The following is a 4,041-nucleotide window of genomic DNA, read 5'->3' as shown; positions in this document are numbered from 1 at the left end:
AGTCTGTCGGACTTAGACCAGTGACGAATTGGATAGCGGCTGCTATGCTCGGGGCATGGCAGCCAAGTTCGTCAATATCGACCACGATTCGCCCATGTTGTTGCCTCCCGACCTTCGGGATTGGGTGGGGCCCGATCACATGGTCCACTTCATCATGGATGCGGTGGACACGCTGGATCTCAGCGCAGCTCGGGTCAACGACCGGGGCACCGGCTCGGCCCAGTACCCACCCTCGATGATGCTCGGTCTGCTGATCTATTGCTACGCAACGGGCACCTTTTCGAGTCGGCGCATCGAGACCCTCACCTACGAAAACGTGGCCGTGCGCTACCTGAGTGCAGACACCCACCCGGATCACGACTCGATTTGCAAATTCCGGCGCGAGAACAAAGAGCTGCTGAGTTCGTGCTTCCATCAGGTTCTGGAACTCGCGGCTGGAGCGCAGGTTTTCAAAGTAGGCGACCTCACCGTGTCAGTGGACGGCAGCAAGATCCTCGCCAACGCCAGCAAGCACAGCGCCATGAGCCATGACCATGTGGAAAAACAACTCAAGCTCGCCGAAGAGCAGATCGAGGAGCTCTTAGCCAAGGCGGAAGACGCCGACAGAACCCCGCTTCAAGACGGATTGAGCGTGCCGGGAGAAATCAAGCGTCGCGAGGATCGCATCGTCAAACTCAAGGAAGCCAAGAAAGTCATGGAGCAGCGGGCCCAGCAACGATTCGACGAAGAACAGGCCCAATACGAGGCGAAGCTCGCCGCCCGCGAAGCCAAGGAAAAAGAGACTGGCCGCAAGAGCGGAGGGAAAAAGCCCGAGCCTCCGCAAGAGGGGCCACGGCCTGCGGACCAGTATAACTTTACCGACCCCGAGAGTCGGATCATGAAAGACGGTGGAAGTTTCGAGCAGTGCTTCAATGTCCAGGCAGCCGTGGAAGTCGACACCATGCTGGTAGTGGGTCAGTACGTATGCCAAGCGCCCAACGACAAGCAACAGTTAGAGCCCGCGATGGACTGTATCAGTCCGGCGGCGGGAGAGATCTCCAATGCCTTGGCCGACAGTGGCTACTACAGCGAGAAAGCGGTGTGCGCCGTGGAAAACAAAGGAGCGGGACCGACCGTATATGCGGCGATGAAGCGCCACCCGCACGGACGTCGCATTGAAGATCTGGAGGAACACGCCGATCCGCCAGTGCCACCGTCCGACGCGCCGATGGCGGAAATCATGGAGTATCGGCTTGCTTCGAAGGTCGGCAAAGAACTCTACGGCTTGCGCAAACAGACCGTCGAGCCGGTGTTCGGGATCATCAAGGAAGTGATGGGCTTCCGCCGTTTCATGCTGCGCGGCCTGGAGAAAGTGAACCTGGAATGGACGCTGGTGAGCACCAGCTACAACCTGAAGCGTCTCTTCAACCTGGGAGTGCGGCTCAGATCGGCCTGAGAGGGTCCTAGGGCCCATCCTCGGGCGACATGAAGTGGCAGGCAGGCCCAGCCCGACCCAAGAAGAGCAGGATACGCCAGGACGAGCCGCCAAGAGGTCGCTCGGAATGATCCCCAAACCCATTCAAACCCCGCCGCGCGACACCACCGCTGAACTCAAGTCCGACAGACTGCTAGATCGGTCGTACTTCATGAGCCTGCAGAAAGCTCTTCGGTCCATCAGGCGTGTTCACGATTAACTCGCCGGAGTTGCCGATCTGGACGACCTGACCTTCGACCACTCGGTTGCCACTGATCAATCTCACTTGGCGACCGCTCAGTGCGCAGCGCTCCCTCACCCGTTTCAAGAGATCGGGAAATCCCCCTCCGATTTCACGCGACCAGCCGTCCAGCGCCGTCAAAATGAAACTCAGGACTTCCGCGCCTTGCACCGACCGACCGGACTCCATGGCCATTGATGTCGCTTCCAATCCTTCGGGAAACTGCAGGGTGCCAAGGTTCAATCCGATCCCGACAACAACATAATCCGCGCCGGCTTCCACAAGGATGCCTGAGATCTTTTTCCCCCCGATGAGCAGGTCATTCGGCCACTTGATTTCGGCCTCGATCCCATAGCGGCCCAAGGCGTCGGCAACGGCCATGCCCGCTGCCAGTGACAAGCGCGGCCAAATCGCCTTGGGCTCGGATGGACGAAGCAAAACGGAAAAGGTAAGACTTTCCCCTTCAATCGAAAGCCAGGCGGCACCCCGCCGACCCCGTCCAGCAGTCTGCTTCTCGGCGAGGACCACCAAACCCGCTTCGTCCTGGCAACGCAGACGCACCTCGTCATTCGTTGAACCCGTCTCCTCAAGCACCACCAATCGCCAACCCGGCGGCAACATCACATCCTGCCAATCACTCATCTTCGATCGGCACGAAGTCAAGAGCCAGGTCCAAGGCCACCGCCGAATGAGTGATCGCCCCGACCGAGATGAAATCCACACCGGTTGCCGCGATCCCCTTGACCGTATCAAGGTTGACACCACCACTCGCCTCGAAGCGCGGCGTCAAGCGATCCGCTCTCATCGACACGGCCTCCTGAAGATCCATCAGTGACATGTTGTCTAACAGGATGTGATCGACCCCTTCCATCTTGAGAAACTCCTCAACCTGGTCCAGTCGGTCCGCCTCAAGTTCCACCTGCACGCCCGGGTGCTCCGACTTCAAACGCCGAATCGCCGCTTGCAGCTCTTCCGGGGCGTGCTCTGCCACCAGATGATTGTCCTTCACCATCGCCCGGTCATAGAGTCCCATACGATGATTGGTTCCCCCTCCATGGACCACGGCCTGCTTCTCGAGCAAGCGCCATCCCGGTGTCGTCTTGCGAGTGTCGAGAATGCGCGCCGAGAAATCATGGATTTCAGAAACGAAGCGCTGAGTCGCCGTGGCGACGCCGGAGAGACGTTGTAGAAAATTGAGAGCGGTCCGCTCAGCGGTCAGAACCCCACGCGCCGGACCCTGGACCGAAAGGACGTGGGCCCCCTTGGCCACCCTCGATCCATCGGCGACCATGACTTGAACTTCGATTTCAGGGTCCACCCGGAGAAACACCTCACGCGCAATATCCACGCCGGAGAGGCAACCCTCTTCCCGTGCGACGATGAAGCCGCGAACCATCCGCCCGGCGGGAACGAAATATTCCGAAGTGAGATCACCCGCTCCGATATCTTCTTCGAGAGCGGCATCTATCAGACGCGAGACAGCTTCTTCCACGACGTGAATCCTATCCAGCAGGTCCGGTCGGCGGCAAGTGGAACTCTCTGAATCGTTTCCCGCGAGCCCCGAAGCCAAGCGAGAAACATCTCCCTGCCACCCGCCCTTTACCTCAGGCCTTGGGGAGCGACCTTTTTCGGCTTATCGAACTCCAGGTAGCTGATCCCCGTAACTCGATCTCCTTTGTAAGAGGCCACTTTCACGGTCTTCACGGTGGTGCCTCCATCCGGCAGCTTCATCACTTTCTCGACGGTGAACTGCTTGAGCTTGTTTCCCTGCTGATCAAAGCCCTCGATTTTCATGAAGGCTCCATACTTCTGGTGAATCCAGACATACATGGCCGCGTAATCTCCGGACTTCCCCGGATTGTTCAGCCGGATCTTCCAGCAATTGTGGATATCGACCCGCTCCTCTCCCTCCAACTGAGGATTCGGCCAGTAAAAAAAGCGCAGCGAAAGGTCTTCGTAGGTCAGATCAGAACCCGCGATCCCCTGAGACAACTTGTCCTTGGGGAAAGCACCCTGTCGACCCTTGTCATCCATCTCGAAAAGCTGGTGCTTCCCGTCCCCGAGACGCATGTGAAAGCGCTGCTTGCCCGCCCCGGTGGTGAACTGGATATCCTGATTTCTCAGAAACAGGGCTACCGGCGTCTTGGTCCGATCTTTCCGAATGTTTCCGTGTAAATCCGTGCTCTGTAGTGTCGCCCCGATGCGGGCACGCTCCATGATCTGCTCGGCAGTCTGGGCGGCTGCGGGCAAACAAAGTGCCATCAGCACACTAAGAGAAATCAAAAACCGGTTCATGCTTGTCGGGAGTATCCTCCTCGCCCATCCGACGTGCAAGGGACTTGTGCCA

At 58.6% G+C, this 4,041-nt stretch carries 4 protein-coding genes; 1 reads left to right on the top strand and 3 read right to left on the bottom strand.

Annotation, left to right across the window (positions count from 1 at the left end):
- Positions 1 to 55: 55 nt before the first annotated feature.
- A complete protein-coding gene (locus WBG04_RS04025) occupies positions 56 to 1,435 on the top strand; it encodes a transposase (RefSeq protein ID WP_424313092.1) in 1,380 nt (459 codons plus the stop codon).
- A gap of 172 nt (positions 1,436 to 1,607) precedes the next feature.
- Here WBG04_RS04025 and WBG04_RS04020 read toward each other — a convergent pair whose 3' ends face one another.
- The 3 genes from WBG04_RS04020 to WBG04_RS04010 all read right to left on the bottom strand — a co-directional run.
- Positions 1,608 to 2,336: a biotin--[acetyl-CoA-carboxylase] ligase gene (locus WBG04_RS04020; protein WP_424313091.1), complete on the bottom strand. Its 729-nt coding sequence runs from the start codon at positions 2,334 to 2,336 to the stop codon at positions 1,608 to 1,610.
- Positions 2,329 to 3,186: a carboxylating nicotinate-nucleotide diphosphorylase gene (nadC, locus tag WBG04_RS04015; protein ID WP_424313090.1), complete on the bottom strand. Its 858-nt coding sequence runs from the start codon at positions 3,184 to 3,186 to the stop codon at positions 2,329 to 2,331. The genes WBG04_RS04020 and nadC overlap by 8 nt, the downstream gene beginning before the upstream one ends.
- A 107-nt stretch (positions 3,187 to 3,293) precedes the next feature.
- Positions 3,294 to 4,041 (bottom strand): outer membrane lipoprotein-sorting protein (locus WBG04_RS04010; RefSeq protein WP_424313089.1); only part of this gene is annotated, 748 nt, incomplete at its 5' end.

This window comes from Haloferula sp. (genome assembly GCF_049672945.1).
GTDB lineage: Bacteria > Verrucomicrobiota > Verrucomicrobiia > Verrucomicrobiales > Akkermansiaceae > Haloferula.
The sequence above is the reverse complement of the archived record's forward strand: the minus strand, read 5'-3'. Positions and strand labels throughout refer to the sequence as shown.

What these genes read in the sequence shown, in the direction of transcription:
- WBG04_RS04025 (WP_424313092.1), top strand. Translation starts at nt 56, where the DNA reads ATGGCAGCCAAGTTCGTCAATATCGACCACGATTCGCCCATGTTGTTG.
- WBG04_RS04020 (WP_424313091.1), bottom strand. Translation starts at nt 2,336, where the DNA reads ATGAGTGATTGGCAGGATGTGATGTTGCCGCCGGGTTGGCGATTGGTG.